This is a genomic window from Ruegeria sp. BC6, from assembly GCF_056539185.1.
Genome location: NZ_JBQFUM010000004.1, coordinates 90,738 through 115,360 on the forward strand (window position 1 = coordinate 90,738; position 24,623 = coordinate 115,360).

Annotated in this window: 19 protein-coding genes; 8 read left to right on the forward strand and 11 right to left on the reverse strand. The window is 59.2% G+C overall.

Annotated features, from left to right (window positions below):
• The first annotated feature begins 173 nt into the window (after positions 1-173).
• Positions 174-1,187: a sulfotransferase gene (locus ACR0MM_RS13125; protein WP_480696605.1), complete on the forward strand. Its 1,014-nt coding sequence runs from the start codon at positions 174-176 to the stop codon at positions 1,185-1,187.
• A gap of 231 nt (positions 1,188-1,418) precedes the next feature.
• Here ACR0MM_RS13125 and ACR0MM_RS13130 read toward each other — a convergent pair whose 3' ends face one another.
• From ACR0MM_RS13130 to ACR0MM_RS13180, 11 genes are all read right to left on the reverse strand, one after another.
• Positions 1,419-2,612 (reverse strand): glycosyltransferase family 4 protein, encoded by a 1,194-nt coding sequence (locus ACR0MM_RS13130; RefSeq protein ID WP_217353690.1) that lies wholly within the window; start codon positions 2,610-2,612, stop codon positions 1,419-1,421.
• 51 nt (positions 2,613-2,663) lie between these two features.
• Positions 2,664-3,797, reverse strand: a complete 1,134-nt coding sequence (locus tag ACR0MM_RS13135) for a glycosyltransferase family 4 protein (protein WP_170372645.1) — start codon at positions 3,795-3,797, stop codon at positions 2,664-2,666.
• A complete protein-coding gene (locus ACR0MM_RS13140; protein ID WP_480696608.1) occupies positions 3,794-4,795 on the reverse strand; it encodes a glycosyltransferase family 2 protein in 1,002 nt (333 codons plus the stop codon). The genes ACR0MM_RS13135 and ACR0MM_RS13140 overlap by 4 nt, the downstream gene beginning before the upstream one ends.
• Complete coding sequence (locus ACR0MM_RS13145; RefSeq protein ID WP_480696610.1) at positions 4,792-5,745, reverse strand: NAD-dependent epimerase/dehydratase family protein; 954 nt, start codon at positions 5,743-5,745, stop codon at positions 4,792-4,794. The genes ACR0MM_RS13140 and ACR0MM_RS13145 overlap by 4 nt, the downstream gene beginning before the upstream one ends.
• A gap of 215 nt (positions 5,746-5,960) precedes the next feature.
• Complete coding sequence (locus tag ACR0MM_RS13150) at positions 5,961-7,175, reverse strand: DegT/DnrJ/EryC1/StrS family aminotransferase (RefSeq protein WP_170341708.1); 1,215 nt, start codon at positions 7,173-7,175, stop codon at positions 5,961-5,963.
• 19 nt (positions 7,176-7,194) lie between these two features.
• Entirely contained in the window at positions 7,195-8,322 is a 1,128-nt protein-coding gene (rfbG, locus tag ACR0MM_RS13155; protein WP_480696612.1) for a CDP-glucose 4,6-dehydratase, read from the reverse strand.
• 7 nt (positions 8,323-8,329) lie between these two features.
• Entirely contained in the window at positions 8,330-9,139 is an 810-nt protein-coding gene (gene rfbF, locus ACR0MM_RS13160) for a glucose-1-phosphate cytidylyltransferase (protein ID WP_093963249.1), read from the reverse strand.
• Positions 9,140-9,246: 107 nt separating this feature from the next.
• Positions 9,247-10,869: a hypothetical protein gene (locus ACR0MM_RS13165; protein WP_480696614.1), complete on the reverse strand. Its 1,623-nt coding sequence runs from the start codon at positions 10,867-10,869 to the stop codon at positions 9,247-9,249.
• A gap of 164 nt (positions 10,870-11,033) precedes the next feature.
• The gene (locus ACR0MM_RS13170) at positions 11,034-13,157 is read right to left on the reverse strand and encodes a polysaccharide biosynthesis protein (protein WP_480696616.1); all 2,124 of its coding nucleotides are present in this window, start codon (positions 13,155-13,157) and stop codon (positions 11,034-11,036) included.
• A 474-nt stretch (positions 13,158-13,631) separates the two neighbouring features.
• A complete protein-coding gene (locus ACR0MM_RS13175; protein ID WP_480696618.1) occupies positions 13,632-14,498 on the reverse strand; it encodes a sulfotransferase family protein in 867 nt (288 codons plus the stop codon).
• Positions 14,499-14,564: 66 nt separating this feature from the next.
• A complete protein-coding gene (locus ACR0MM_RS13180; protein ID WP_480696620.1) occupies positions 14,565-15,785 on the reverse strand; it encodes a polysaccharide biosynthesis/export family protein in 1,221 nt (406 codons plus the stop codon).
• A gap of 668 nt (positions 15,786-16,453) precedes the next feature.
• Here ACR0MM_RS13180 and ACR0MM_RS13185 point away from each other — a divergent pair.
• From ACR0MM_RS13185 to ACR0MM_RS13215, 7 genes are all read left to right on the forward strand, one after another.
• A complete protein-coding gene (locus ACR0MM_RS13185; protein WP_480696622.1) occupies positions 16,454-17,080 on the forward strand; it encodes a sugar transferase in 627 nt (208 codons plus the stop codon).
• The gene (locus ACR0MM_RS13190; protein WP_480696624.1) at positions 17,077-17,991 is read left to right on the forward strand and encodes a methionyl-tRNA formyltransferase; all 915 of its coding nucleotides are present in this window, start codon (positions 17,077-17,079) and stop codon (positions 17,989-17,991) included. The genes ACR0MM_RS13185 and ACR0MM_RS13190 overlap by 4 nt, the downstream gene beginning before the upstream one ends.
• Positions 17,988-18,683, forward strand: a complete 696-nt coding sequence (locus ACR0MM_RS13195) for a PIG-L deacetylase family protein (RefSeq protein ID WP_480696626.1) — start codon at positions 17,988-17,990, stop codon at positions 18,681-18,683. Before ACR0MM_RS13190 ends, ACR0MM_RS13195 begins: the two co-directional genes overlap by 4 nt.
• A gap of 13 nt (positions 18,684-18,696) precedes the next feature.
• A complete protein-coding gene (locus tag ACR0MM_RS13200; protein ID WP_480696628.1) occupies positions 18,697-19,878 on the forward strand; it encodes a DegT/DnrJ/EryC1/StrS family aminotransferase in 1,182 nt (393 codons plus the stop codon).
• Positions 19,879-19,956: 78 nt separating this feature from the next.
• On the forward strand, positions 19,957-21,075 hold the full coding sequence (locus tag ACR0MM_RS13205; RefSeq protein WP_480696629.1) for a glycosyltransferase: 1,119 nt from the start codon (positions 19,957-19,959) through the stop codon (positions 21,073-21,075).
• 12 nt (positions 21,076-21,087) lie between these two features.
• Entirely contained in the window at positions 21,088-23,034 is a 1,947-nt protein-coding gene (asnB, locus tag ACR0MM_RS13210; protein ID WP_480696630.1) for an asparagine synthase (glutamine-hydrolyzing), read from the forward strand.
• 219 nt (positions 23,035-23,253) lie between these two features.
• A complete protein-coding gene (locus ACR0MM_RS13215; protein ID WP_480696631.1) occupies positions 23,254-24,507 on the forward strand; it encodes a hypothetical protein in 1,254 nt (417 codons plus the stop codon).
• Positions 24,508-24,623 lie beyond the last annotated feature (116 nt).

The following is a 24,623-nucleotide window of genomic DNA, read 5'->3' on the forward strand; positions in this document are numbered from 1 at the left end:
ATGTTTCCGGTTGTTTCCGTTCCTATCATTTAGTTGTCTTGGATTATATCGTTTTACGAAAGCGCAGTTTGCCGATTGAATCCAGTACTGATTGTTGAAGGGGCTTTTGAAGTTGCGACAGAAACCAATTCTTGTTCGGAGCACCTGTCGGGGTGCCAACCGGTCCGGCTCGGATGCCGACCGCGCCCGAAGCCAGACCGAAAATACTTGGTCCGAAGGCTAAATACCCCGTCATGACCCGTGCACCCGTTCTTGTCCATATCGGCTATCACAAAACCGCTACGTCGTCGCTGCAACAGCAGCTGTTCTCGGCGCCGGACGCACCGTTCGCGACTCCGCATGGCGATCGCAAATACATTCTTTCAAACCGGATCGTACTGCCGCAGCCGATGACCTATGATCCCGGAGAAACTCGCGAGATGTACGAGAGTTTCCTGAAAAAATCGCAGGATAACGGGCAGGTTCCGGTGTTCTCTCACGAGAGATTCTCGGGTTACCCCGCCAGCGGCGGGTTCGACAGCACCATCATTGCCGACCGTCTGAAGCGCACTTTTCCCGACGCCTACATCCTGGTCGTATTCCGCGAGCAGTTGTCGTCGATCCTGTCGATGTACAGCCAGTACATCACCGATGGCGGCCACGGATCGCTGAAGACATATCTGTCCGAACCTGAACCGAACCTGCGACGCGCGCCGATGTTCTCGGAGGAGTTCTACCGGTACCACCGCTTGTTCAAATTCTACCAGGACAAGTTCGGCAAGGATCGTGTGCTTGGATTGGCCTACGAACAGTTCATTTCCGAGCCGGATTCTTTTGTGGAAACCCTGTGCAATTTCGTCGGCGTCGAGCACAAGAAGCGCGAATTTGAAGTCACTAATGAGAAGAGATCGGAGTGTTTTCAGATTCTGCAGCGATTTGTTAATTTCACACTCAGCGACAACCAACTGAGCAAGGGCGCATTGTTGCCATTTCCGAACGCAACGCGCAGATTCGGAAAATTGAACCGACCGATCGGGCGCATCTTTCCCGACAAGCTGGATCAGATGCTCAAAAACCGGCTGATCGGCAAAATTCAGTCCCGATTTGACGGTGCCTTTGCTGAGTCCAACGCTGAACTCCAATCCTTGACTGGCCTCGATTTAGGTCAGTTCGGGTATCAGCTGCCTTCGACCATAACCGCAGTCTGAACTGCGCTTTTCTGCCCCCCAAAAAAACAAAATGACCAGCACCCCATATGCTGGTCATTTGTCGAGTGAGTGGTCGGGCCGACGGCCCCACCGGTCGAATTTCGTTGTTGAAATAAGGTTAGCCAGTCTCAGGCGGCCTGGGAATTAGGGGTTTCCCGTAGTTTCTGCGAATTCTTTCAAATATTCCCGTTTATCATTAAATAACAAATGCTTGGCAGAGCCACCCAACCCTCAATTTGCCTTATCCTCTCGGGTATTGGCCGAAAATCCCATCTTGCCGAGAAGGATCGAATTGATCCGACGGACGTCGAACGAATCCTCGGCACGTTTCCGCGATGCCTGACCCATTCGGGCCACCAGATCAGGACTCTCGACAAACGAGGCCATGGCGCGGCTCAGGGCCTCGGGGTTCCGGACCGGCACGACGTAGCCAGTCTCGCCGCTGATGACCGGATCAGCGCAACCCGGCGCATCCGACGTGATGACAGCCCGCCCCGCGGACATCGCCTCGAGAATCGTGCGCGGTACCCCTTCGCGGTAGGCCGACGGCAGCACAAAGACCGAACACGCCGTCAGATAGGGCCGGACGTCCGAAGTTTCTCCCAAGTATTCGATCACGCCTTCGCGCGTCCATTCGTCGATCTCGCTTTGGCCGATGGAATCCGGGTTGGCGTCCATCGGACCAAGCAATTGGCATCTTGCTTGGGGGTGCGTTTCTTTCAGTAAACGGGCAGCCTGAACGAAATCAAACACGCCCTTCTCGCGCAGCAGGCGCGAGATCATCAGAAATACAGGCGGCCCAGCTGGCGGATCGGTAAATCCGTAGCGATCCAGATTTACACCAGACCCGGGCACGATGCTGAGCTTGGCATCTGGTGCAACAAGGCGCCTTTCTCGGAACTCTTCGGCATCTGCGCGGTTGTAGACCAGCACCTCGTCCACACCTTTCAGCGCAATACGATACAGAACCGATGACACAGCGCGAACCGCACGCCTCCGAAAAGTCAGGCCATGGGTGCTGTAGACATAGCCCAACCCGGTGTTCATGGCATAGATCCGGTCCACTCCCGCCCATTTTGCAGCCAGGCAACCATAGATGATTGGCTTCATGGTGTAGGCAAAGACAATGTCGGGTTTGAATTCCTTGAAAACGCGCACAAGAGCACGCAGCGTGCGCATGTCCTCAACCGGGTTCATCCCGGCACGTGACAGCGGAAACTGCACGAACTCCACACCGATTTCTGCGAGCGCAGTTTCCGTCGCTTCATGGCGCTCGGGACCGCAGGCGACGACCTCAGCCCGCTCCGACAACTCCTTCAGCAGGTCATAGCGAAAATTCAGCAAAGACGCAGTCAGATTGGCGACAACCACGATCCGTGGTCGCGCCCGCGTTGGGAGGGAGACCTGCGGTTTCAACTTTTGCAACAATGCCAACTCCTGATGGCAGAGCAGGCGCTGCGGCCCGCCTGGTTTGGTTCAACTTTCCCGGCGGCAGCTGCTATGGCCATGTTCGACCCCCGCTCCAACCCTGCGATGAGCGGCATCGGCAATGATCCGGTCCCATTTCTCAAGAATACTGCCGGGAGCCAGCCAGTCCCTGTTGTGTTGGTATCCTTGACGCATCTTGTCCAGCAATTCCGGATCGTCGCTCAGCTGCAGCACTGCGCGGGCCAGTTCCTCCGTGTCTTCAGGCGCAACAAGCAATCCATTCTCACCGTGTCGGATCAATTCTCGTGGTCCGTAGGGGCAATCAAAAGACACAACCGGCAAGCCTGCGACGGTCGCCTCTGCCACCACATTGGGAAACCCCTCGAAGCGGGAGGAAAACACCAGTATGTCTGCGCCATCCATCCACGCTCCGGGTGTGTCGCTTGCGCCCGGCAGGGAGATGACGTCCTGCAGACCCAACCGGTCCCTCTGCGCCTCGAGCGCGGCACGTTCCGGGCCTTCCCCGAAAATCGTCAGGCGCGCGTCCGGGTTGTTCTGGATGATTTCCGACATTGCGTCGATCAACAGATCGAACCCCTTTTGCGGATCCAATCGCCCCACCGCGACCAGCCGATTGCCACCCGAGCCAAGGAGCGTGGCTGCACCATCGATTGGCGCACAGGGATTTGGAATGACCCGCGCCTTGCTCCGCAATGATGGCGGCAGGTCCTGGCGCACCCGCTCAGTCTGCATGACCACGGTGCTGGCTCGATGTCCAAGGATGTTTTGAGCGTGGCGCCAGACAGGGTTGGCGTTTTGCACGATCGGGTTGTTCCGCTCTGAAACGATCACCGGAACATCCCGCCCCAGGGCTGCAGCGAGCGTCAGGACATTGATTTTAGTCAGAAAGGATACCACCACGTCGGGGTTCTCGTCCCGGATGAAGCGACGAATCCGGCGCAGGCGGGCCAGCTGTTTCAGCCCCCTGAACCCGTCGTTTCCGCCTTCGGCTACCAGCAGGCTGACGCCGTCAGGGAAAGAAAAATACGACCCGTCCTCGGGCATGGTCATGCCCGCAACCGAGACCTGATCGCCAAGGCCGATCCGATGGGCTGCAAGAACCGAGACGATCTTTTCGGCACCGCCAGCTCCGAACCCACCCTGAACGATCAGTATCTTCACTGCGCCCGCTCCACCATTTGCGTGCTGTCGGCACGGTTCTGTTTCCCAGACGTGTTCAATTGTTCCACCGGGCCATTCAACTCGGTTTCGACCACGGGCTGGTTAAGGTTTTTGGCCTGCAGAAAAATCCGGCCGACATATTCCCCAAGGATGCCAAGGAACATCGCATTCAGGGTCATCGACAAGAGCAGCAGGATTGTCGTGGTTGCAAAACCTGCGGGCCAATCCTGGCCAAAGAACAGCTTGCCGACAAGGTAGCCGATCATCAACAGGAACATCGACAGCCCTACTGTAAGGCTGATCAGCGAAGCCAGGCGCAGCGGGAGCAGGGAATGGTTGATCAACCCGTCCACAGCCAGCGCCAACATCGCCCGGACCGGAAACTTGGATTCACCCGCTGTCCGGGCCGCGCGATCATATTCGAATCCGACCTGCGAAAACCCCATGCCGCTGATCAGTCCACGAACATAGGGCGAGCGGTCATCAACCCGGCGCAATTCGTCCAATATCCGCCTGTCAGTCAGACGAAACTCACCCGCGTTTCGCGGCAGATTATCGTTGCTGATCAAGTCGATCAGTGCATAGAACCCCCGCCGTGCAGCGGCAACGACAGGGCCATCGGGCAGGCTGCGGCGAATACCATAGACGACATGATTCCCCTGCCGCCACAGATCCAACATCCGCGGGATCAACTCGGGCGGGTCCTGCATATCGCAATCGAGTTGCACCGCGCAGGCCCCGGTCGCCGACCTGTATGCTGTCAGAACCGAAGCCTGGTACCCCATGTTCCGCGCAAAGCGGATCACACGGACCCGAGGATCCTCCCCCGCGATTTCGGACAGGATTTCAAACGTCCGATCCTCGGAATGATTGTCGGTGAAGATGATTTCAGGCTCGTACCCATCCAGTTTGTCGAACACCGCCAGCACGCGCTCATAGGCCGTACGGACGTTGTCTTCCTCGTTGTAGGCGGGGATCAAAATGGAAATGACTGTCATGCGTTTTGTCCTGCCATGTTCTTCTGCGCATCCGATGAGGTGGCCCAATCGACTGTATCCCGCAGGCCGTCCTCCAACCCGATCCGCGCGGTCCAGGGATAAAGGGAATGGATAAGTCCGGGATCGTTGACCAGGTGCATCGGCTCACCTGACGGGTCGGCATAGTCGAGCTTCCCGGGTCCGGAACCGGTCAGCTCAGCCAGAATCGCGGCCGCATCGCGGACTCGAGTAGCCACTCCGGTACTGACATTCACTACCGGAACGTCAACCCGCGGTGCATCCGCCAACATCAGAAGGGCACGCACGGCATCGCCGACATGCAGAAAATCCCGGCTATCATCGGGGCGTCCGATGCGTGCGGCCTCCCCGTTCAGCAAAGTGCGGATCAGATACGGGACCAACTGAGGCCCGGTCTGACCCGGACCATAAGTCAGTGAAAGCCGGGCCGTCATTGCAGTGAACGGCAGGCGCGGGCGCAACATGGTCAAGTACTTGGTCCCTGCCAGCATTGATGCACCATAGCTGTCGCGCGGCATTTCGCTTTGGGTTTCAGTGTAGGGTGAAGGAACCTCACCGTATTCGGCAATGGTTCCAAGGCGGATGAACGCATCCGGAGGTGCGTCGCAGGTCGCAGCGGCACCCAACACGGTCATCAACGGCAAAAGATTGTCTCCCACGCTGGCTTCGGCATCTTTGAGGCCGGGGCGCATTACAACCCGGGTGTTTGCCGCCGCATGAAACACAACCTCTGGCCGGGACGTGTCAAACACGCGGCGCAAAGCATCCTTGTCGCTCAGGTCGACACGATGCAGTTCGACATCTGGCATTCCATCAGAGAGGAATCCGGGTCGGACCAAGGCCACGACCTGATCCCCCCTGTCCATACAGGCTCGGAGCAGATGCTGTCCGATGAACCCTCCGGCCCCGGTGATCAGAACGCGCCTCGTCATGACAAACCGCCGCCGGCCATGTTCTGGACCGGATTGGTGAAACCGGCGCTTTGCGGGTCACCCGTATCATGATCAGTTGTCATAAGTTTCATTCCTGCGCCCTGGCCGGTCCCTTCGATACTATGGAATTTGGGTCCATTGGGATAGTTGCGCTAACACCGATCACTCCGCACCCACCAACCGCAGACGGAAAGCGGCCACTGGAAGACTTCGGATCAAGACGCCTTGCGCGGCATCCCGGTCATATACGGCTTGAGGAATTCCTGCGTCTTTTCATGCATATAGTCGATATGAGCCTGAGTCAGCCCGTGATGGCATGCCAACAGAATGCCGCCGCGCATCACGGCATCGGACACGGGATAACCTGCGGCATCCGCGCGATACTCAACATCTTTCATGGCCGGCTGGCGCAAAATGTTGCCGGTAAAGACCGGCCGGGTCTGGATGTCCGCCTTCTCCAGGAAAATCTGCATCTCGCGACGGGTAAACGGAGCGCCTTCTCGCAGAGTCAGCGGGAACGCCAACCAACCGGTGCGTGCGCCCGGCAGCTGTTCGGGCAGAATGAACCATTCCTCATACTGCGCAAAGAACGCGCGATGCGCAGCAAAGGCTTCCTCGCGGACCCGAATGTTGTTCTCAAGCTTGCCCAGTTGCACCAGGCCGAAAGCGGCGCTGATCTCGGACGGTTCAAGATTGTAGCCGAGCGCCTCAAACAGGAACTTGGCATCATATTCGATCCCATCCAGCTGAACGTTGAAGCGGTTCTCGATTGCCTCGGATTCGACGAACAGCGACGAGCTGCGGCCCCACGACCTCATCAGCAATGCCTTGCGTGCCAACTCGTCATCATTGACGCACAGCATTCCGCCATTTCCTGCGCCGTTGATGACATGGCTGCCGTAGAAGCTGGTGGTCGAAACATCCGACCAGACGCCCGTGCTGGTACCGTCGATCGTGGCACCCAATGTGTCGGCGCTGTCTTCGATGACCTTCAGGCCATGTGCGTCGGCCAGTTCCCGGATCCGACGCCAGTCCGGGAGGTTGCCAATCAACGAGGGGATCATCATCGCCGAGGTCTTGGGCGAAATCATCCGCTCGATCTGTTCGACATCTATGTTGTAGGTTCCCTCGGCCGCGTCAACGAATGCGGGCACAAGCCCTTGCCGCACCAGCGGAGCGACCGTGGTGGCAAACGTCAATGCCGGGGTGATCACCTCGGATCCTTTGGGAAGATCCAGGATTTCGACGGCCAGATAGTTCGCCGAGGACCCGGAATTGACCATGATCCCATGTGCCTTCGAAAACAGCGCGGCAACTTTCTGCTGCATCTCCCGGACTTTGGGTCCCATTTGGGTGGATGTTTTCAGAACCTCGACGACGGCGTCGATCTCGTCCTGGCCGTGGACTGTCTGTCCGTAATTCACTCTCATCAAATAATCTCCTGAAAATCTACTGTGCGGCCAGCCCGGTTTGGTCGCAACCCGTGCCGGACATGAGGTCTTGGTACGCGGCGATCTGCGACTGGGTGACCTTAACCATGTCGTCGCCCGTTGCGTGGGCCTTGTACCAGTCGGTTGTCAGTTCAACGGCTTGAGACAGTTCAAGCCGAGGCCGCCAGCCCAAACGGGTCTGCGCCTTGGTGCTGTCCAACCGAAGTATGCCAGCTTCGTGGGGCGCCGTTGCGGACTCATCCGGGAACCGGAACCCGGGCGCGCCTGCCCCCCAGGCGCGCCACATCATATCCGCCAGATCCCGGACATTGACGGTGCCCGAAACGTTTGGCCCGAAATTCCATGCCCCGGCAAAACGCTGTCCGTCGCTCAGAATCTTCTGGGCCAGCAGCAAATACCCTGCGACCGGCTCCAGCACATGCTGCCATGGCCGAACGCTATCCGGGTTTCTGATGGTCACCGGCTGGCCATCATTCCATGCTCGAATGATGTCCGGTATCAACCGGTCTTCGCCCCAGTCTCCTCCGCCAAATACATTTCCCGCCCGAACCGTCGAAAGCTGAGGGCCATTCGCGTCAGAAAAGAAAGAATGCGCATAGGACTGAGCCACAAGCTCGGTTGCCGCCTTGGAGGCACTGTACGGATCCTTCCCGCCCAAAGGGTCGTTTTCGCGATAACCCCACAGCCATTCCTGATTGTCATAACACTTGTCGCTGGTAATCACGACCACGGCCTTCAGCGATGGCATTCGACGCGCGCCCTCCAGAACGTTGACCGTACCTTGGACATTGGTCGCAAATGTCTCGGCCGGTTCGCGATAGGATTTGCGCACCAAAGGTTGCGCAGCCATGTGAAACACCACTTCGGCATCCAGACCCTCGGTCGCCCGTGCCAAGGCCGCCGGATCGCGGATATCGGCAAAACGGCTGTCCATTGTCCGATCAAGTCCGCACGCCTGATAGAAGGAAGGCCCGGGCTCGGGCGGCAAGGCAATGCCTGTGACCTGCGCACCCAGCCGGTTCAGCCAGGTCGAAATCCACCCGCCCTTGAACCCGCTATGCCCTGTCACAAGCACCCGGCGGCCGGTGAATTGACCGCCGAAAATCTGATCGGGCTGACCAGTCATTTGTTCCTCAGATCGCTATGGCGGGGTAATCAGAGGAGGGCTTGGCATCAAATTGCAGCCAAGGCGGGGTATCATCCTCGCAAAGTGCCTCCAACGCGTTGCGGTCACGGATCGTATCCATCGGATGCCAGAAACCCTCGTGGCGATAGGCCATCAGTTCACCGTCGCGGGCCATCTGAGACAGCGGTGACTGTTCCAGCGGCTCCATATCGTCGACCATGTAATCCATGACCCCCGGCTCGAATACGAAATACCCACCGTTGATCCAGGTTTCGCGGCGGCGCACCTTTTCGGTGAACGCATCCACGCGGTCGCCCTTTAACTCGATGTTGCCGAAACGCGCTGGCGGCTGAACCGCCGTAACCGTTGCCAGCTTGCCGTGCGACTTGTGAAAATCGATCAGCGCGTTGATGTCGATGTTCCCCAGGCCATCAGAATAAGTGCACATGAAGGTCTCGCCCGGATCCAGCCATTCCTTCAGACGCCGGATGCGCCCGCTTGTCATGGTATGAGCCCCGGTATCGACCACCGATACGTTCCAACCGCCGGGCGCCGAAGGCACCAGCTTGAGCTCGCCCGTATCCAGAGCGACCGAGATATTGTTGGCGATGAGGTGGTAATTCGCGAAGAACTGCTTGAGCAAAAGCGCCTTGTATCCGGCGGCTACGACGAAATCGCGGTGCCCGAAATGGCTGTAGATATCCATGACGCGCGCGATGATCGGCCGGCCGCCGATTTCGACCATCGGCTTGGGGATCGAGACTGTTTCCTCGGCCAGCCGAGACCCCAGACCGCCAGCAAGCAGTATCGTTTTCATTCGTGCCACTCCCTCAAAATACTTGTTACTAAAATCTGCATGTCTGCGTGGGCCTCACACCGGCCGCTTAACGAACCGACCACCAGAGACCGCGGATCGAATTGGGCTCATTCCGTTGCTCCCGATGGCTTCAAGTATACCACACCTTGCCCGTAGCGGTTGCCCAATCCCGAAATTTCCACGGGCCGGTAGCCGTTTGTTTCCGCATAGCGCAACAATGGCTGCTCAAGAGCCGGATCATATCCCAGCAGGAAAGCGGAGGGAGGATTGGAATCAAACACTGCCTGCAACCCCTCCGCATCCGCCATCACGTATTTCGCAGCCAAGTCAGGTTCCGTGTAGGGTGCAATCCGATAGGCAAAGGGGCCAGTAGACAGTTCGGGATATACCGGCAGTTGCGCTTCAAGCGGGTAGATCGGCATGATCGTCGCAACGGGTCCGTCCGGATGGGCACTCTCGGCAAGTGCGGTCTTCAAAGCCTCGGCGCCCTGCGCCACCCGGGTGGTCGTGAAGCCGCTGGGATCGCTCAGCGCCGCCAGACCGGGAACGAGGCGCGGCGCGCCCAGCACTGCCAGCAAAACGAAGCCGGCGGCAAGGACCGGGGTGACTTGCGACCGCTGCTCTGACCCGACCTTTCGGAAGACCAATGCGCCCAGCAGAGGGATCATGACCAAGGGCTGAATGTAGTACTGCGGAAACCCGGGCGACGGTACAAAGCTGAACGCGGCTGTCACGGCGATCAGAACCAAAACCAACAGAACCGCGCCGAGCCCGGAGAGCAGCATGCCGCCCGATCTGGCCAAAACTGCCAGATAGGCAACGACGAACAGGCAAACCAGTGCCGCTCCACCCAACCAGACCGAATAGGCCAACTGCACTTTGCCCCCAAGGCCCAGAGCCAGATCGGGTTCAGAGGCGGCGTTGGCCTGCCAGTAGGCCACGTGCGGACCCGTATGGAACTTGAGGACATGCGCGATGAAAACCGCGGGATCAACGGCCATGTACCAGAACAGCGGCAAGGCACCCAGCAACCCACCCACGAGCATCGGCAGGGTCACTCGTCGAACACGTTCCGAAAACGCCATATGTCCCGGCATCAGAAAAGTGGCAATCGCGACGGGCGGAATGAAAACCACCGCGCTGACTTTCATCCCCGCTGCGATCGACAGGCAGACTCCAATCAGTACAAAAACAACTGGCCGCGGATGGTCGCGCTGGGTTTCCAGCAGACAACCCCCGACACCCCATACGACGAAGGGCAATGGCAGCAGGTTGTTGCTGGCGGCCATTCCGGCCTGGGCCAGAAGTGTTCCGTCAACCATCAAGACCGCGATGAAAAATGCCGCAAGCAGAGCCGATCCGGACAGGCGCCAGGTCACCCACCCGGTACCGCCGATCAACGCAATCCAGCCAAGAAACACACCAAGGCGCGCTGAGCCCAGCAGACCTTCCTGACCCGTGATCAAATAGAGACCGCGGAAATACCACGCCGAATCCGGAACGTGATTGTAGAAGAAGTCCTGGTACAGGCGCCATTGGCCCAACAATTCTGCCGGTGCCACGAACATCAGTTCGTCCCGACGCAAACCAAACGACATGATCCGGCCGAACACAGCCGCCAACATCACGGCCAGCAGCCCCCCAAACAAGAGCCACAGCACCGCGCGACGCCGACCAGACCCGGCCTGAGAAACGGCCCGGTCACGCATATGTTCGGCCTCAGCCGTCATATCCCTCTCGCTTCGCCCGTTCGGACGGGCCCGCCAAAATCTGCAGGTTGCCGTAAACCGCCAAGGTCGCAAATAAACATCAACGATATGCTCCGAAGAGCCCTTTTGAAATCGTAACCCGCGGCTGAAAATGCCGCTTACTTAAATGTACTTTTGACAAAATTTTAGCGACCGGCGTTGATCGTCTCCAGATTTTTATGCGGTGCGAAGTTTGCAATCCGCTTGGGCGTCGGCACAGGTTTGATCTGCGGCTTGCCGGTGCGCGCGGCCAGCTCTTTGCCATCGATCGGGCGCAGACCATTTGCACCATAACCCGGCACCAGATCCTTGAGCAGCTTTTTGACCCCAAGATCATTGCCGTCCTGAGCAGCCTGTTCCAGCTTGAGGATCAGCGCCCGCAAACGCGCGGCAGAGACGCCTTCGGGAATTGCCGAGGAAACGCCAGGAATACCGCTTTCGCGCCGCTCTTCGGTCACGTCGAACAGCTCTTCGAACAGCTTTTCACCCTGCCGGATACCGATGAATTTGATGTCGATGTCCTGATAGGGCTCGAGGCCGGCCAGACGGATCATACGCTCGGCCAGGTCCACGATCTTGACGGGCCGACCCATATCCAGAACGAATATCTCGCCGTGGCTGTCTTCAAGGTTCAGACCCCGCGCGGCGGCAACCAGCGTCAGCTGCACGGCTTCACGGATGGTCATGAAGTACCGCTCCATTTTCGGATCAGTCACCGTCAGCGGGCCACCTTCCGAGATCTGGCGCTGGAACAGCGGGATCAGCGAACCGGACGACCCCAGCACGTTACCGAACCGAACCGAGAAGAACCGGGTTTTCTCGTCGGTCTCGTTGGTCACGCGGTCCTGCGCCTGAACGTAGAACTCGGCCACGCGCTTGGTGGCGCCCATGACGCTGGTGCTGTTCACCGCCTTGTCCGTCGAGACCTGCACCATGGCGATTGCACCCACATTGCGGGCCGCGTCCGCAACATTCCGGGTTCCGATCACGTTGGTCAGAACGCCTTCGCAAGGGTTCAGCTCAACCATCGGCACATGCTTCAGCGCAGCAGCATTGAAGACCAACTCGGGGCGGTGACGTTCAAAGATCGCGTTCACGCGGGACGCGTTGCGAATGTCGGCCACGTAGATCCGGCGTGCGACATCCGGGAAGTTTTGACCCAGATCCATGTCGATGGAATAGGCGTTGTATTCCGTGTTCTCGATCATCACCAGCTCGGCCGGCTCGAACGAGGCGATCTGGCGTGTCAGCTCGCTACCGATCGACCCTCCGGCGCCGGTGATCAGGACGCGGCGGCCCTTGAACATCTCGCGCAGCATCGACCGTTCGACCGCTTTCTGCGGACGGTCCAGGATGTCTTCGGGATTTACGGTCCGGATGCCGTTGCTCTCGGTGCCAAGTTCTTCAAGTCCCGCCAGACGCGACACCGGAATGCTGTTGGCCTCAGCCCAACGGGTCAGCTTGCGAATGCCATCACTTTCAAAATGGGTAACAGGCTCGGTCAACAGAACGCGCTGCGGCAGTTGGTCATAATACTTCAGACGTTCGATAACGGCGTCTGCATCCAACAGCGACCCGATGATCTTCACATCGTGGAAATACAGGCCCTGCGTGTTCCGCGCATCATCGATGATGCCGACAGGTTCATACTTGGATTCCTGATTGTGCAGAGACCGCACGAACAGGTCGCAGCTGGCGCCGGTTCCGACCAGAATAACCGGGATTTTCCCGTTGGACGCATCCGGGCAACGGCGCGCCGGATCGCTCGTCAGCTCGGTGCTGCGCGCCAGAACGCGCAGGGTACCAAAGGCGGGCACCAGCAGCAGGAACTGAATGACATAGACCGCCAGCGGCACTTGCGCGGTAACCGGCAGGGCAGCACCCAGCAATGCCAGCAATACAACCGACAGACCCGCAGCCTGGACGATCAACGTGACATCGCGCAGCGAAGTCGACCGCGTGTGGCGTTTGTAGATGCCGGAAAGCGGCAAAACCGCCAGTGCCACCAGGCAGGTCATTACCACCAACGGCAACAAAACGGACCCGAACTGTTCAGGAACAATGCCACCATTGGCCAGTACGACGGCCACGGCCACGGCTCCGGCGGATGCGAATACATCTCCGATCAGCAGGCGCCGGTTGGCGCTCATTTCGGTCAGCTTCTGTCTCAGCTTCGACTGGATGTCTCCAAAGGCGCGATCTTGTTCGATCGTGCTGTCTGCATCCGGTCCACTTTTGAGCTTAACCAACTCTTGCTCGTACATACTCATAAGAACCCCCGGCAAAAATTGCCACTTACCACTCGACTGAAATGAGACGGGCCAAACACACCCGCTCCACCACTAAAAAGCCTCAATTCCCGATCGACACCACATGGCGCCGGCCGGCAAACACATTGCTTCGCTAAAAGTCCCCCACGTGATTCCGGGCGCCTAGAAACCTCCGCCCTGAACCAAACCCCCTTTTAACTCGTCAACTCGTTACACTACGCGTGGTCTGGCCCATTACACGGTCCCGACCACGAACCCACGTCTTCAACGGTACCACACCAACATGGGTATCAAAATCCCCTTTCCACCACTTGGACACCATAAAATCACAGAAATGCCATTTTTTGCAGCAGGCGACCGCCGTCGCAGTTTCAATTGTTACATCCTCAGGGCCCGATCGTCCCGGTTCATCGTGCACGCACAAAGCCCTGAGGCGCTTTTGTTTCCTGAATGGAAACCAAATTCTGGCTTCGATCATGACATGGCCTGCGATTCGCGTCTGTGAACTGCATCCGAAACCGTCCAATTCCGGCAGAGTCCCGGATTGCGGCGGGCAAGCCATTCTACGTCGGTCGCATAGAACTTGGTCATCTTCGCCTCCAACTCGGGCGACAGGGCCGGGTAGGTCACCTTTCGAGCGACAGCGTTTCGGATGGACCGTACCGGCCAGGTGTGACGTACAGGGTCCAGAACAGCTCGAACCGGCTTCAGCACACGACGCAGCGACAATGGCACCATGGGCGTATTCTTATCTTTGACTTTCTGCTGCACCGGAGGTTCCAGCTGTCCGTCATATCCAATATGGCCGGCCACCTTCTTCAGGTTCCCATGAGGGTTCACGCGGACATCCTCATAGGCTAGCAGCAGGATCTGGTCCTCTGGGAACAAGTCGTAGAACCGCTTCAGATGGTGGCCATATCGCCCATCGGACAGAAAACGCTGGTCGGCCGCGACCGCCGGATCCAGATAATCTTCGATCCTCCCCGAGACCTCGCCGCGGCGGAACAACATGCAATAGTCGGAATAGGCGCGTTGAACCGGGTCCCGCATCTGCAGGATCAAACGCGTTTCAGGGAAATGCTCCCGAATGCGTTGCGCAGCCAGCGGTTCAGTCAGGTACGAATTCGATTTTTCACCGATCAGATCTGCGCCATCGCAGTCACCGAACTGGTCACGATACCAGCTCAGTCCGTTTGCATAATTCCGAGAAAAGAAATGCAGCTCGGGACCCGGCATATGGATGGCCGGCGTCTGCATCAGCGACTTTTGCAACCAGGTGGTTGCACATTTCGCGGCACCGAAAATCAGGAAGTCGACCGGACGACCGTCAGGGAGAGACATAGGAATACTCGTGACCTTGCGAACAGACTAATAAAAACAAACCCGGCAAACCTCGCGCCGGAAAACTCAATTCGACGTGACAATGGTTCTTCGTACGACTTCTATGGTGTCCCCGGGCTGAACCGCCTCGGTCCCGTCCATCTTGCGTGGCGCCGTGCCACCCGCCCGTGTGACGATGTAGTCAATCACGACTTCACTTGCGATGTCATCTTCGCTGAGCAAACCGGCGGCGGCCAGTTCTCCGTGCAGGCTCGCCGCGGTATCCAGGCGCGTCCGCAGCGCGGCCAACTCGCGTTCGACCGCGTTCAACTGGACCAGAGCATCAGAGCGCGCCTTGTCATCCAGTTCCAGCTCGTCGCGCTCGGCGCGGTTCAGCTCCTGACGGGCCAGCATCAGCGCAACCTCCTGATCCAGTCGCTTGGATTCCAGATCGTTCAGAAGATTGGTCATAGTCGTCACCCGGTTCGATACGGTCAGACCTTTTTCCTTGAGCTGGTTCAGGTTTTCTAACTCCCGGCTGACATTCTCGATCTGCGTTTTGCGAAGTTCCAACTGGATGGTCAGGCTCGAGATCTGCTCTTTGAGCATCTCCTGCAGATCCCGAATTCGTTCACCCAAACCCTCGCGGGCGTTCATTGTCGCCTCGAGGATTTCACCCTCGAGCCCTCCGGGAGCGTCAGGCGCCGCGTCGGTGCCGGTCTCAATCCCTTCTTCCTGCAGGCTCGCAAGGTCAGCTTTCAGCCGCTGCCTCTCATCTTCCAACTCATCGATCTGAGTGGATAGGAGCCGCATTTCGCCGCCCATCCGCATGATCTGGAAATCATTGTTTGCCCCAAACTGGATCGGAGGACGGATCGGGCCACCTGCAAGGGCCAGAACCTGCTGGGCAGTCATCCCGGGATGGTAGGCATAAGCGCCCGGCGAATTGACGTCTCCAAGAACAAAGACCGGAAGATGGCTGATCACTTCAAGCGCGACCTTGGGCGGCTCGGCCATGCCGGTCTGGCTGCTCAGCTCAAGCTCCAACATCTGCGACAGTTCCAGCGTGGTCAGCCCGGCCGCCTCAACCTGTCCCACCAGCGGAAACATCAGCGTTCCGTCACCGGCCAGAGCGAACTCGCCGGACACGCCATCCCAAATCATGTAACTTGCGGACAATGGGTCCCAACGCATGGCACGAACCGACAGGCGATCCTGCGGCAGCAGGCGATAGCTTTCGGCCAGGGCCGGCAGAGCGGCCAGCGCAAACAACAGCGTCGCCAGAATTACTCGAAAGAAGCTGCGCAAAACCTTGCCTCCCAACTCTTAAACACCAACAAGCCGGGCGTGGGTGCCGGGCACGATACTCAAATCTCGAAAACACAAACCGCACCCACAGCGCAAGTCGGTCGTCAAAAGCAATTTCGGTCATCGGCGGGACAGAAACGATCCCGCTCGGCAAATCATAGGCGCTTGGCCTCAGGCTGACAAGCAAAGCCAATGGCGCGTCGCCTTTGGCGCTGGCTTTCCTGTCGACACTGACCTGTCAGCGCCTGGGCCACCGCGTCGGCCGCGGTCGCAACCCCCTGTGAATGCAGCCCGAAGGCTGGGTGTTTTGCGCGAAACACCCGACCAGAAAAGCCCGCCTAGTTTCGCGGCAATCACGCCGCGGCTCTGGCTCCTGCTTTTCCCGACTGGCAACAGTTCACGACTTTGGCTCGAATCGTTGACGCAACACGGAAGGCAAATCAGCGTCATCGTCTAGTCAGCCTTGCATTCTCAGCCCCTGCATCGCGCGGAGGCATCGACGGCTTGCAAACAGAATCCGTTTCGACCAATCTTGCTGCATCGCCGCTTGTCGACCCGGGTTGTCGGTATTTCAGTCGCGGTTGCTCGGGTGGCGTGTCGCGTCCCTTTGTATTGGTTGATTTTTTGTGTGTCGCGGGACCCCGCGTGTTGCGAGTTGGATTTGATTTGTGAACCGGTTGCTTGAAATCCTGATCTGCCTGCTTCTGGGCCTGCTCGCGCTTCCCTTCTTTGTCATTGCGTGCGTCGTGGTGCTTTTGTCCATCGGCCGTCCCTTGATGTTTTCACAGATCCGAGCCGGACGACAGGGTCGCAATTTCCGGCTCTACAAACTGCGCAGCATGAAAGAGACACGCGCGGCGGATGGATCGTTGCACCCCGATGCGGATCGCCAGACGCTCGCAACGGCAATGATCCGACGCCTGAGGCTCGACGAGATCCCGCAACTCGTTCTGATCCTGCAGAACAAAATGGCCCTGGTTGGGCCTCGCCCCTTGCTGCCTGAGACGATCGAAGACTTCGGACCCGCCGGACAATACCGATGTTCCGTTCGGCCGGGGCTGACCGGGTGGGCGCAGGTCAGCGGCAACACCAACCTCAGCAACAGTGAAAAGCTGAGCCTTGATCTATGGTATGTGGCGCATCGGTCACTGGCGCTGGACCTGCAGATTCTGGGCGAAACGGTCGGAGCGGCCCTGCACAACGAACCTCGCCGCGACGACCGGATCGAGGCGGCCCGGAAATGGATGGACTCGAATGGCCCGCTGGCCCAGGACATGCAGGAGATGAACGCGTGAATATCGTACTTGTCGGCGCCGTCGAGACCACGCTTGCAGCCCTGATGTCGATGTGCGGTGCCGGGCATGTTCCGGCCCTTTTGGTAACCCTGTCGCCGCGCCTGTCCGCGAGGCATTCGGATTTCGTCGACCTGTCACCGGCGGCCGCGAAGTATGGTGTCCCGGTTCTGCATATCGAGAAAACCAACGACCCCGCGACTCTCGAACAGATTGCCAAGGTCAAACCCGACCTGATCCTGGTGCTCGGTTGGTCACAGATCTGCGGCCCCGAGTTCCGGGCGTTGGCGCGGATTGGCTGCATCGGATTTCATCCGTCGGCCCTGCCCCGCCTGCGGGGGCGCGGTGTCATCCCATGGACGATCCTGTTGCAGGAACGAAATGTCGGGTCCTCGCTTTTCTGGTTGGGCGAAGGTGCCGATGATGGCCCTATCGCCGCTCAGGCCATCTATGCGGTCGATCCCGAAACCGTCACCGCCCGCGAGTTGTACAATCGAGCTTTGCGTGCCGTCTCAGGACTGCTGCCGCCTTTGTTGAACCAGATTTCCAACGGCGATATCCCGGCCGAACCGCAACGCACCGACGGGATCAGCCTGTGCGCCCGCCGCCGCCCCGAGGACGGTCTGATTGACTGGACCAATCCTGCTGCGGACATCCACCGCCTGATCCGTGCTTCGGGTCCGCCCTACCCCGGCGCCTACACCTATGGCCCCGATGGCGCGAAACTGGTTCTGACAGAGGTCAGATATACCGAGCCGGAGGGCTACTTCATCGGCTTGCCCGGCCAGATCCAGGCCATCGGCAACGGCGGCTTTACGGTGGCCTGCGGCGACGGGCGCTGTCTGGACATAACTGAATGGTCAGGGGCCGACACACCCCCTGCCCTTCACGCGAAACTGAGGACACATCCATGATCGCTTCCGACCTGACCACTGGCCACGCCGGCCCCGCGCTGATCGTCGCTCCGCATCCCGATGATGAGGTTCTGGGTGCCGGCGGCACGATGGCCCGCATGGCCGATGCTGGGCGCGAAGTGCATGTGGTTGTCGTCACTCGTGGCAAACCCCCGAAGTTTACCGATGAACAGGTCGCAACCACACGGCGCGAGGCACGCAATGCGCATGATCTGCTGGGCGTCACCGAAACACATTGGATGGACTTCAACGCGGCGGAGTTGTCAGAACATGCCCATTCGGACCTGAACGGTGCGCTGGGAAAGCTGGTCCGCGACGTCGCCCCCAGCCTGATCCTGGCTCCGCATCCGGGCGACATCCATATGGATCACCAGCTGAGTTTTCTGTCCACGCTGGTGGCAAGCCGCCCGCATCAACATGACTATCCAGCCAATATTCTGGCCTACGAAACCCTTTCCGAAACAAATTGGAACGCCCCCTATCTGACCCCGGCCTTCGTGCCAAACGTGTTTGTCGACATCTCGGACACGATCGAGCGGAAGCTGGAGGCGTTCGGCAAGTTCGAAAGCCAGGTCAAACAGGCACCGCACGAACGATCGGTCGACAGCTTGCGCGCACTGGCCACCCTGCGCGGCGCGACAGTGCACCGGTCGGCGGCTGAAGGCTTTGTTCTGGTCCGATCGGTGATTTGACAGGAGGTGCGAAATGCAGATGTGGCCCATCTATGATCCGGAACAAATCGACGCCGTAGCGCAAGTTCTGGCCTCTGGCAAAGTCAACGCTTGGACCGGCCCAGATGTTCGCGCATTCGAGGCCGAATACTGCGCATATACCGGTGCCAAACACGCGATCGCCATGGCCAACGGAACAGTGACGCTGGACGCCGCGATGCTCGGGCTAGGCCTGCAACCAGGTGACGAGGTCATCGTAACGCCGCGCAGCTTCATCGCCTCGGCCAGCTCGGTGATGCTGGCGGGCGGTGTTCCGGTCTTTGTCGATGTCGATCCCGACACCCAGAACATCACGCCCGAAACCATCGCCCCGGCGATCACGCCGCGCACCCGGGGGATCATACCCGTGCATCTGGGCGGTTGGCCCTGTGACATGGACGGCATCATGGATCTGGCCCGCGCTCACGACCTTTGGGTCATCGAAGACTGCGCCCAGGCCCACGGTGCGATGATTGGCGACCGCCATGTGGGAACCATCGGGACCTTGGGCTCGTTTTCCTTCTGCCAGGACAAGATCATGACCACAGGCGGCGAAGGCGGTCTGCTGCTGACCGACGACTCTGATCTCTGGAGCCGCATCTGGAGCTACAAGGATCACGGCAAAGGTTATGACACCGTGTTCAACACCGAACACCCGCCCGGCTTTCGCTGGCTGCACGACTCGGGCCCCGGCACCAATCTGCGGATGAACGGCCCTTCGGCGGCACTTGGTCGAATACAGCTGAAACGCCTGGACGCATGGCGCGCGCACCGGACGGCAAATGCGGATATCCTGCACAAGGCCCTTGCGGCCTGCCCGGCCTTTCGCGTGCCAATGCCACCTGACGGCGTTACCCACGCATTTTACCGCTTCTACGCGTTTGTGCGGCCGGAAACACTTGCGCCCGGCTGGAGCCGGGACCGCATCATCGCCGAGATCGCCGAGGCCGGCTTTCCCGCCTTTTCCGGCAGCTGCTCTGAGATTTATCTCGAGAAAACCTTCACCAGCCGAGGCCTGGGACCCAAGGAACCGTTGCCCGTGGCGCGCGAGCTGGGCGAAATCAGCCTTGCCTTCCTGGTCGACCCAGCCTGGTCCACCGAGAACGTCGCTCGTCTGGCAAAGGCCATTGTTGATGTGGGCCAAAAGGCGACGGCCCGCCACATGGCGCAGGGCTGAGCGCGAACTGGTGATGTGTGGCCGATCAACATACAGCTTGAGTCGAACACCCACCGGTGAGCTGCGGAGGGTGACCCGATGATCTTGCATGTCACCACTGATTTCTCTGGCCAAGGTGGCGCACAAGCCATGTTGGCCCGACTTTTGGCCCATTCCGGCGAACGGGCCTGCGTCGTCGCCCTGACCGAGGTTTCGGACCGCTGCCGCGCAATGGCGGCGAATGACAAGGTCGAATACGTTTCGCTGCGTGCCAGATCGCCGTTGGCCCTGTTTCGCGCGGTTTGGCAGATCCGACGTTTGATCCGGACCCATCAGCCGGATGTGGTTCTGTGCTGGATGTACCATGCGATGGTCCTGGGCCTGATTGCCGGCAAACTTGCCGGGCGGCGCGTTCCCGTCGTTTGGACCGTGCGGCAAGCGCTGGACGACCCGGCTGCCTTCACCCGCAGCACCCGCGCTGCGGTGGCTCTGTCGAAGGTGCTTTCCCGGTTCTGTCAGGGGATCCTCTACAACTCGACCCGCGCTCAAACTCAGCACGAGAAATACGGCTTTTCCGGGGACCATTCCACGGTGATTCCAAACGGGTTTATCCTTCCGCCCGATCCAACGGCGCGGCCGGGACCTGCCCGCGTGCTTGGAGTGGCGGCAAGGTTTCACCCGCAGAAAGACTTCGAAACTTTCTTCCGCGCCTTCTCGATTGCGCGCCAGTCCGTCCCGGACCTGCATGCCCGTCTGGCCGGAGACGGCGTAACGCTGGAGAACCCTGAGATCCGCGCGATGCTGGCCGACAACGATCTGCCCGAAGACAGCGTGACGTTGTGCGGCGACCTGCACGATATGTCCGAGTTCTACGCGAGCATTGACCTGCTGGTTTTGGCCTCGCGCACCGAAGGCTTTCCGAATGTGATCGCCGAAGCCATGAGCCACGGCCGCCCGGTCGTGACGACTCATGTCGGCGACAGCGCCAGAGTGGTGGACTCGTGCGGCTATGTCGTGCCGCCACGTGATCCGCAGGCATTGGCAGAGGCACTGGTCCAAGCTGCCAACTGGCCGCCCGAAACCTACAAGGCCCATAGCAATGCTGCCCGCGACCGCATCGCCACACACTACTCCCTCGACGCGATTGCCCGCGCCTATGATCAGGCCCTGAACCAAGCTGCCAACCCGGCGCCACCCACAGCGCCTCAAGTCGAATAAAGGACCTGACCCATGTGCGGTATCGCCGGATTTCTGACTTTTCAGCCCATGGGCGCCGACTCGGGCCGCACCACGCTGCAGGCCATGTGCGACGCTATTCAGCACCGGGGTCCCGATGCCGACGGATTGTTTGTCGATCCAGACGCCGGTGTAGCTCTGGGCCACCGCCGCCTTTCGATCGTCGACCTGTCGGAGACCGGGGCGCAGCCAATGACCTCGCCCAGCGGCCGGTTCACCATCGTCTACAATGGGGAAATCTACGGCTTTCTGGCCCTGCGGCAAACGTTGCTGGACAAGGGCGTCACGTTTCGCGGCACATCAGATACCGAGGTGCTACTGGCGGCTATGGACCTCTGGGGCATCCGCAAGACATTGGAACAGGCGCACGGCATGTTCGCCTTCGCGGTCTTGGATCGCAAGCTGAACCGGGTGGTTTTTGCACGCGATCGGTTGGGCAAGAAACCCCTGTATCTAGGCCTCAAATCCGGCCAGCTTTTGTTTGGTTCCGAACTCAAGGCGCTGCGCGCGAACCCCGCATTTGGCTCACCGAAAGCTGACCGGCGTGCTCAGGCGCAGTACGCCCGCTATGGATATGTGCCGGCACCACTCTCGATCTATCGCGAAGTTATGAAGTTGCCCGCCGGATCAATGGTCGAAGTCCGCTTGGACCAACCGCCCGCGACGGCTCAGGACCTGGTAGATGCCATCCGGACGTTCTGGGACCTTCGCGACTGCGCGAAACAGGGACTTGCCGCACCAATCCAAGACGAAGACCGGGCGCTGGCTCGTATTGAAGAGGAATTGCAACGCGCCGTGCAGGAGCGCATGGTCGCGGACGTCTCGGTGGGGTCCTTCCTGTCCGGGGGGATAGACTCGACCCTGATCACTGCCATGATGCAGGAACAAACCAACGGCAAGGTCACCAGCTTTACAGTCCGTTTCCAGGAAGAAGGGCTGAACGAAGCAGACCATGCCGCCGCAATCGCTGCACATCTGGGCACGGACCATCACGAGGTCACTGCGACACCCTCCATGGCGTTCGAATTGCTCGATGACCTACCACACGTCTATGACGAACCTTTTGCCGACCCGTCCGGGGTTCCAACCCTGCTGGTGTCCAAACTGGCCCGCGATCAGCTGACCGTCGTCTTGTCGGGTGATGGCGGCGACGAGTCCTTTGGCGGGTACGAACGCTATGCCCGAATGATGGCGATGGAACGCCTGGGCGGAAAGCTTCCCCGGCCGGCTGCGTCAGTTTTGGCAGCATCCCCTGATGCCCTGCGTGCAGCCGTTGCGCCGATCCTGCGTAAATTCGTTTCAGGCACCATGCGCGACCAGATCACAGCCGACAGGATCTCCAAAGTCGCCTCGGTCATCGCGCAGCCTGATTTCAGAAGCCGATACAATACCCTTTTAACTCTTTGGGACCCGTCCGCAGCGCTGAAGGACGTGAATGACGGCGGGGTTTATCAAACACTTGGATTGCCCGACGGCCTTGATGAAATCGACACGATGCTGCTGCTGGATTCCTGCCTGTATTTGCCCGAAGGCATTCTTGTGAAAGTCGACCGAGCGTCGATGGCCGTCGGTCTTGAGGCGCGCGCGCCCTTGTTGGATGACCGCGTCGTCGCCGCCGCTTGGCAGGCGCCCCGATCCCTGCGTTTCGACGGCAAACAGGGCAAGGTGGCCCTAAGGCGCCTCGTGGACAAGCGCGTACCAAAGGCCTTGTATGATCGCCCAAAACAAGGGTTCGGAATTCCCGTCAACGACTGGTTGCGTGGCCCGCTGAAGCCTGTGGCAAACGAGGTATTTTCAACAGGGCATGGGGTCGAGGACGTATTCGACACAGCCACCTTGGCGCAACGATGGCGCGAGCATCTCAGCGGGCGTCGCAATTGGGGGCCCCATCTGTGGACGGTTCTGATGTATCATTTCTGGCAGAAAAAATGGCTGATCTGATCTTCGAAGCGCGGACTTCTGTTCACCAAATTCGCACAAAAGGACGCAATTCAGCCGATTGTCATGCGAAACAGAGGTTCAGGCCTGTCTCGTTTGTCACGCGCCGTACCGACGTGCCTAAGTCTGTTCATGACTGAACTGATTGCATCCTGCTCGGGCCTTTGGCGCGATGTCCGGTCCGAATTTCGGTCTCTACAACCCCCTGCAATGAGACGGCAGGTGGGCCTCGCGCTACTGCTTCTGTTTGGCGTGGTCTTTGCTTTTTTCTTTTTCCGGCTGGAATTCGCGCGGCAGTTTCTGGACATGCCCGCACCACCGGGCAAACCGTTCTACAACGACGACTGCATCCTTGCCTCGGACCCTGGCCGTTACTCGCATGGCTTGTTTCAGGGGCACTACCTGGCTTTCCACCTTGCGCGCCACCCGCTGGTGGTGATGCTGAATGCCGCCATCGCCGAGCCGTTGACTGGGCTGGGCATCCGGCAGCCTGTCGCGATTTCGATCAGCCTCGCATTCTGGGCTGCCATGTCGTCTGTCACGATTGCACTATTCCTGCTGCGCCAACACCTGTCGCTCTCCGTTTCCATTCTGGCGACGCTTGCTGTTCTCCTGACCTTCGGAACCGTCACCACCCTCAGCGTTGTCGAGACCTACAGCGTCTCACTCTGGGCGATCGCCATGTCATTGTTGATCATGGCCGAGATGGCCAGACACTGCGCCAAGTACCCGGCCCTTACCAGCGTGATCGCTGGCCTGGCTTGCGGTGTGCTGGCCGGATGGTCCCATTTGCCGGCGGCTGCATTCTCTCTGGTTTATGCTGGATTTGCATGGGCTTCTCTCAGCGGAGGTGTCGGGCGGAAATTGACGTTCGGACTGGTGGTTCCGTCGGTGATTGCCGTAATCTGCATGATGGCTCCGGTCGTTTTTCTTGGCATCGTTCTGGACGGTGATCCTTTCATGGAACCGACCGAGATGGTTGGCCGGTACGCGGACGCTGCGAACTTCACCAACCCGGAAATCATCAAAGACTATGCCGCCGGCTTCTTCCTGTTTTCCTGGGTCGCGCCGGCCGAAACCGTTCAGTGCCGCTTTTTGCTGGATCGGCTATGGGAGATTCTCCGCGATCCAAGCCGTTTGACCCTGACAATTCTGGCGACAATCCTGATCGGATGGGCAATTGTTTCCGGCACCAGAACACCTGGCCGCGCCCCGCTCGTGCTGGCAGTGTGGACGTTGGTGGGCACGTTCTTTGTGTTCTACCTGTTTTTCAACCCACTCGAAGTGTTGCTTTACAGCTCTCACTGGACCACGGCCATAATCCTGGGTTCGGTCATTCTGCTGAGGGAAAAGCCGGGTCTTGGCTTGCTGTTGAGTGGAATTGTGGCGCTCAGCCTGTATGTGAATGTATCGCCTCTTGCGGATCCAGCTTCATTCGATCCGGCGCAATGCTGTCCGCACGGAGGTCGAAACTAGGCCGGTCCGAGCGGCGGCTGTGGGTAAACTTGACAACAAAAGTGACCCTACTTAGCGTTCTGGGTCATCGTCTCCGCCGGTGAAAAATTATGGATACGCCGAATTCGAAAACGGTT